At 51.8% G+C, this 6,133-nt stretch carries 7 protein-coding genes; 2 read left to right on the top strand and 5 right to left on the bottom strand.

The window, feature by feature from the left end; all coding sequences use genetic code 11:
- On the bottom strand, positions 1–286 hold a 286-nt coding region (locus N836_RS42345), incomplete at its 3' end, for a transposase family protein (protein WP_023070614.1).
- 327 nt (positions 287–613) lie between these two features.
- Between N836_RS42345 and cobD the strand changes: the two genes are divergently transcribed.
- Positions 614–1,699 carry a threonine-phosphate decarboxylase CobD gene (cobD, locus tag N836_RS42340; RefSeq protein ID WP_023070613.1) on the top strand — a complete coding sequence of 362 codons (1,086 nt, stop codon included), beginning with the start codon at positions 614–616 and terminating at the stop codon, positions 1,697–1,699.
- 115 nt (positions 1,700–1,814) lie between these two features.
- Positions 1,815–2,426: a precorrin-8X methylmutase gene (locus N836_RS42335; RefSeq protein ID WP_023070611.1), complete on the top strand. Its 612-nt coding sequence runs from the start codon at positions 1,815–1,817 to the stop codon at positions 2,424–2,426.
- Between the two features lie 370 nt (positions 2,427–2,796).
- On the opposite strand, the gene N836_RS42330 is transcribed toward N836_RS42335, so the two are convergent.
- From N836_RS42330 to N836_RS42315, 4 genes are all read right to left on the bottom strand, one after another.
- Entirely contained in the window at positions 2,797–3,405 is a 609-nt protein-coding gene (locus tag N836_RS42330; RefSeq protein ID WP_023070610.1) for a class I SAM-dependent methyltransferase, read from the bottom strand.
- 160 nt (positions 3,406–3,565) lie between these two features.
- Positions 3,566–4,987, bottom strand: coding sequence for an ABC transporter ATP-binding protein (locus N836_RS42325; protein ID WP_200867376.1), 1,422 nt, complete (start codon positions 4,985–4,987; stop codon positions 3,566–3,568).
- Positions 4,906–5,586, bottom strand: coding sequence for an energy-coupling factor transporter transmembrane component T family protein (locus N836_RS42320; RefSeq protein ID WP_031291488.1), 681 nt, complete (start codon positions 5,584–5,586; stop codon positions 4,906–4,908). Before N836_RS42320 ends, N836_RS42325 begins: the two co-directional genes overlap by 82 nt.
- Positions 5,576–6,130, bottom strand: coding sequence for a hypothetical protein (locus N836_RS42315; protein WP_031291480.1), 555 nt, complete (start codon positions 6,128–6,130; stop codon positions 5,576–5,578). Before N836_RS42315 ends, N836_RS42320 begins: the two co-directional genes overlap by 11 nt.
- Positions 6,131–6,133 lie beyond the last annotated feature (3 nt).

The raw sequence follows: 6,133 nt of genomic DNA, 5'->3' as shown, positions 1-6,133 counted from the left end.
GACCCAGACTGTCGATAGCCCAGGCATTGAACGCCTCGGCTAACTCAGTAAAGTTGAGACGCACCATGATCCGGCGCAAGGTGGACAGGCTGGGCAACCGCTCATGAGGCAACTCCATCACGCGCAATAGCTCTGCTTGATGACGTTGTACGAAAGTGGCCAAGGGGCGATAGCCATAGCACCCACTCATGGTCCCCATCACCACCAAGACTAAAATGATCCACAAGGGATACACCGGTTTAGTTCGATAGTCACGGACCTGCTGAAAGTGGCGAATTAAGCTCATGGAGAGAACACGGGGGCGATAGAGCACACCCCCATTATCTTTTTTCTACCACCGATAGATCAGCCCTGCTGGGGGAGAAGGGGGTGGGGGATGAGGGCTCGACATCTTGAGTCATTACTCGACTTGTGTGTACACATCCCCTCTCGGGAGGGGTGCCGATCAGGCGGGGTGGGTTTCGACCAATTGCGCCATCGGTCGACTGTCGCATTACGTGCTGCATTAAACTTCCAATTGTTGGCTAAGACGCGTTGCGCTTCATCCACACATCCTACGATGGGTTCTTGAACACAATACTTTGACGAATCATCGTTAAATATCTGAAATTGAATGGTTACTTCCCCTTCTCTATCTGGTTCATATCGTCCCACCCATGGTGGTAATCGTAACTGGGCAGCTCAGCTTGTTGACTGTAAACCGGAAGAGATTCTAGATTTTTCCGCCAGCATTAACCCATTAGGACCGCCACAATCAGTACTCACGGAACTCACAACCCATCTTCAAAACCTAACGGCCTATCCTGATCCTAACTATGTGCAGTTACGGTTAGCCCTCAGCAACGTTCACAATCTGCCGATGGACTGGATTCTGCCCGGGAATGGGGCCGCTGAGTTATTGACCTGGATTGGGCGAGAACTGGCGCAGCTGGAAGCTACCTATTTGGTAACCCCTGCTTTTGCTGATTATCAACGGAGTCTTAAAGCCTTTAAGGCTAAGGTCATACCTTTACCAATGGATTTGGCAACGGTGCCACCCCAGCCAACGATTACAGCCTCGGCAAACTGTGGACTACTGCTGAACAACCCCCATAATCCTACTGGCGCGCTCACCCAACGAGAAGAGATAGTGCCTTATCTGGAACAATTTGCGCTGGTGGTGGTAGACGAAGCCTTTATGGATTTTTTGCCGCTGGATCAGCAACAGAGTGTGTTGGATTTGGTGTTGGACTGTCCTAATTTGATTGTGTTGCGATCGCTAACCAAGTTCTACAGTCTCCCCGGCTTACGCCTGGGATATGCCATTGGTCACCCTGACCACCTGCAACGCTGGCAGCGGTGGCGCGATCCGTGGCCGGTGAATACACTAGCAGAGGTCGCTGCGATCGCAGCCCTCAAAGATCGCCCATTCCAACAAAAAACCTGGAACTGGCTCCCCCCCAGCCGCGATGCTCTCATAGCCGGACTTCAGAAACTACCGGGACTCACCCCTCTCCCCAGTGCCGCCAATTTTCTCCTGGTCAAAACAGAAATCCCCAGCCCCCAACTCCAACGAGATTTACTCAAGGCTCACCAAATTCTGATTCGTGACTGCCTCAGTTTTCCAGAACTAGGGGAGAATTATTTCCGCGTTGCCGTTCGTCTGCCTAAAGAGAATGATCAACTATTAGCCGCCCTTGCCCAAGCCTTAACCCCTTAACCATCGATACCAACCAACCGTTGTAGGGGCGTTACATGCAACGCCCCTACAACAAAATCAAAATTTTTCACCCTTCCATCTTCATCCTTCATCCTTCATCCTTCATCCTTTCTCCATGCACCCCATCACCGCCGAAAGCTTTGCCATCATCGACCAAGAAATTGGCCCCCACAACTGGCCGCCCGAGGAATATGCCATCATTCGTCGAGCAATTCATGCCACGGCAGATTTTGAGCTGTTGGATTTGTTCGAGTTTAGTGGGGGTGCAGTAACCGCAGGGATAGCGGCACTTAAGCAACAGAAGCCGGTGATTGTCGATGTCCGCATGGTGCAAATGGGCATTACAGGAGTTCTCAAGGGAATCGGGTATTCTTCTATTGCCTGTGCCCTGGATTATGTTCCAGAGGACTTTGTACCTAGTGATGACACTGCCGTCACCACCCGCACTGCTGCGGGTATGTTGGCCCTGACTCAACAATATTCCACCGGCATTTTTGTTGTCGGCAATGCGCCTACAGCCCTACTTGCTCTAGTGGAGCAAATTCATGAAGGACTGATTAAACCATCTCTAGTCATAGGGGTACCAGTTGGTTTTGTTGCTGTTGAAGAAGCCAAACGGGCTCTGGCCGAGGTGAATGTGCCCCAGGTTCAAGTACAGGGACGAAAAGGAGGTTCCCCAGTTGCCGCAGCGATTGTTAATGCCCTTGCCTATTTGTCCCAAGAGTAAATGATTTTACCTGAGAGACCAGCGGGGGCATTTAATTCGGGGTCACATACCTGAGGGACGCAGCACAATATGGGCCCAGGTAAGCTGCATCCCGAATGCTGGTCATGGATCTGATGTCTGAATGTGTGGAAGTACTGCTGCTCGCTCAAATGCTGACGGCAGATAGTTTGGTCTACTGAAGGCAACATTTTTATTTTTTGTGGGGGATGCATAGTCCCCTATTTTTTGCCTTCCTATTTTCCTAAATGATTGCCAAATATAGACTTGAGGTCCCTTGTCACCCTTTAAGGAATTCTTCAGTCAATATTAAAAATCGTGTTGGGCTCAGTAGCTGACTTGACATTAGTTTTGCACCCAAATAGTCGCAACTTTAGCTAACTTTGACAAACATGCTTAACAGATTTTTGCCTATAAGGTACTCATGTCTGATATGTTTCATACCTGCCTGTGTACCCATCTGCTGCCGAACCTCTGGACTATAAACTCTCATTCCATTGGGAGTGACTGGCGAGTACCCCACCCCTGTCGAGGCATTGGTGGTTGGGTCAACCCAGTAAAAAGTACCATCCGGTCGCAAAACTCGACAAATCTCAGCCAAGACCTGCTGGGGTTCAGGGTAGTGGAGAAAACTAAATGTGTTGAAAATTGCATCAAACTGCCGATCTGTAAATCGTAAGGGTGCGGCCTGGCCCTGTACAAATATAAGGCGGGGGCGATGGCGATTGGAGCGCCGTGCCTGACGCAGCATCGCAGCCGAAAAATCTAGCCCGGTGCCTTGTAAGCTGGGATAGGCAGCTGCCAGGCGATTAAGCAAACGCCCGGTACCACAGCTAAGGTCAAGGACGTTAGGGTCTTCGGGAAGTTCGACATACTCCAGCAGTCGCTGATGGGTAGCTTGGTATAAAATCGAGGGAATCCAGAAGTCATAAAAGGGAGCCCAGCGGTCGAATAGTTGTTGTTTGCTGTTCGGTGAGTTCATCGATTGATAATCTTGAGATGTTTGAGAGATTCTATTGATGTTTGAGAGATTCTATTAACGACTTAATTTGTCCTAATTCATTCTGCTAGTAGACGATTTGAGCATGAGCCGGATAAAGGTGAGAAGTGCCCTGTTAATAAAGTGTGTCAGTATCCAATGGCTATCTTCCTTTCTCCCCGACTTCCATGATTTTTGCGTTTAATGCCTTTGCTACAGCCGGGTCGTGACTTGTGAGTAGGAGCGTGCCCCCTGATCGCGTAAACGTTTGCAGTAAATTCAGCATTAGCTGTAGGGATTGAGTGTCCTGACCAATGGTGATCTCATCTAGAAGACATAGCCTCGGCTGCCTGGCGAGAACAGCTCCTAGGGCGAGGCGACGCTTTTGTCCCTGAGATAGAGACTGGGGATGCTGCTCAGCGCGTTCCTTCAGGTTGAGTTGGACCAAAATGCGATCAGCCGTTGAGGCAAGGATGCCGGGCTGCTGCACTTCTTGCTGTACGGTATCGGCAAAGAGTTGGTGGTTGGGATTTTGGAGTACGAAGCCGACGGTTTGAGCAATTTCAACAATTCGCTTCCTGGCAATACTGCACTCAAGTAATTCAATACTACCCGCAGTGGGTTTCACGAGGCCGCTGATCATCCGCAGGAGAGTAGTTTTGCCGCTGCCGTTATCGCCTTTAAGCAAGACGGTTTCGCCAGAATATAGGGTGATATCGGAGTAGGAGGGATAGGGGTAGAGGGTGAGGGAGTTGGTTTGGAGGAGCGGAGATAGGGGAATAGGGGAGGAAGGGAGAGGTGGAGTGGGGGAGGAAGGGAGGGGAGCGGCTAAGGTCGGTGGGCCGGGATGGAGATGGGTTTGGTGGATGTGGAGGGTGCGATCGCAAATTGTCTGTACCAGATCCAGGCGGTGTTCGACGATAAGGATGGCTTGTCCCTGGGCAGCTCGCTGTTTGAGCAGGTTGAGCAACAGGTGGGAGGTGGTTTGATCCAGATAGGCAAAGGGTTCGTCGAGGAGGAGGGCGGGTTGGCCCATGGCTAAGACGCAGGCGATAATGAGCCGTTGTTTTTGACCAGCGGAGAGGCGAGCGATGGGCCGATCTGTTTGGGCCTGCAGGTCAAATTCTTGCAGAATGGCCTGAGTTAGAGCAGGGATGCGCTGGGTAGGAGTGGCAAGATTTTCTAGACCAAAAACAACTTCATCATAGACATTATCTGTAAAAATCTGGGTTTCAACATTTTGCAGGAGGGTACCGATGCGGTGAGAACGCTGACAGACATTCCAGGTTTCGATGTCTTGCCCCTGGCAGTGGATGGTTCCGGTGAGGGTGCCGCCGATATGGGTGGGGGCAATGCCTGCGATGCAGTTCAACAGGGTGCTTTTGCCGCTGCCGGTGGCACCTGCTACCACAACAATCTCTCCAGGCTTGAGGGTCAGGTTGATGTCACACAGCACGTGCTGGGTGGCATTGGCGTAGGTAAAGCTGAGATTTTCAATCTGAATTACTGGCTCCATTGTAAATACCCAACAGTCCCAACTATTGCGGTAGCTGCGATCGCAACTGCCGTATCCAATCTTCGCCATCGTAGTGGTTGCCCCAGACTGCGGCGGGCGCTGGGGTCATAGCTACGAGTCTCTAACCCGACTGTAACCTCATCGGCGTAGCTAACGATGCGAAAAATCAGCGGCACAAACAGCCCCGGAAACCACTGTCCGGGTCGGCGGCTGAGATCGATTCCCCGCAGTTGGTTGGCTTCAATGATGCGCTGAGCTTCCTGTTGTACAACAGGCAAAAATCGCCACACCAGGGTCAGGCTAAGTATGAGAAAGGAAGGTAGTTTCACCGCCTGTAAAGCACGGGTTAATTCCGCAGGAGAGGTAGTCAGGGAGAAAATCGGGCCGGGTAGTAAAATTGCCAGCAGTCGTAGGGTATTTAAGATAGCAGAGGGCCAGTCCCGCAGCAGCCAGGTTAGGGCAGTGAACAGGAGGAGCGCGATCGCACCCCCCAACCATATCCGCCACGACATCTTCACCATTGTCAACAATATCAACAGTACCCCCACCAGTAATCCCGCCGCCGCCAAATTCTGCAGTGCGAACGCGATACTCACCGCCACAATACTCAGAACAATTTTCAGCAGCGGATTCACCCGCCACAGCCAGCCAACCCTGTTAGCTAACATCCAGCTTGCCTGCCCGCTGTAACTGTTTGACAACTCGTTCTCCCAACCACCACCCGAGCACACCTGACAAGCCAGAAACAACGGTCATCAAAATCAGTACCCAGACCTGCCCCACCCAGGCAGCAAAGACATCGCCAGCAGCGTAAGCGCCCACCAACGCCCCCGCTACAGTCGCACTGCAGAAAAACAGTACATTTCCCAAAAGGCGATTGGCCTTGCCGTAGAAGCCACCCCGAAATACCATAACCCCCTCTGTTACCAACAGGGCAATCACCAGGAAAGCCGCAATAATCCAAGAGATCCGGCTCAGAACTAACGCCAAAACGCCAATCATCAGAGCGACGCTGCCGGAGCGCTGCAGTCGGGCCATCCCTAGTGTCAGAAAAATACCCGCAAAGGGAGCCCAGACCACCGTACGAATTCCTGGCAGTGGAATCGATAAGGTGAGCGGCACCGTAATCACTGAGGCTACCGCGATGCCGATGGTCATGAACGCGGCGAATACATAATCTCGAAGCTGCCAGGGTCGGGAGACTTTCGTCATGGA

This window comes from Leptolyngbya sp. Heron Island J (assembly GCF_000482245.1).
Classification (GTDB): domain Bacteria; phylum Cyanobacteriota; class Cyanobacteriia; order Phormidesmidales; family Phormidesmidaceae; genus Leptothoe.
Note: the sequence above shows the minus strand (reverse complement) of the source record. Positions and strands in the feature narration are given on the sequence as shown.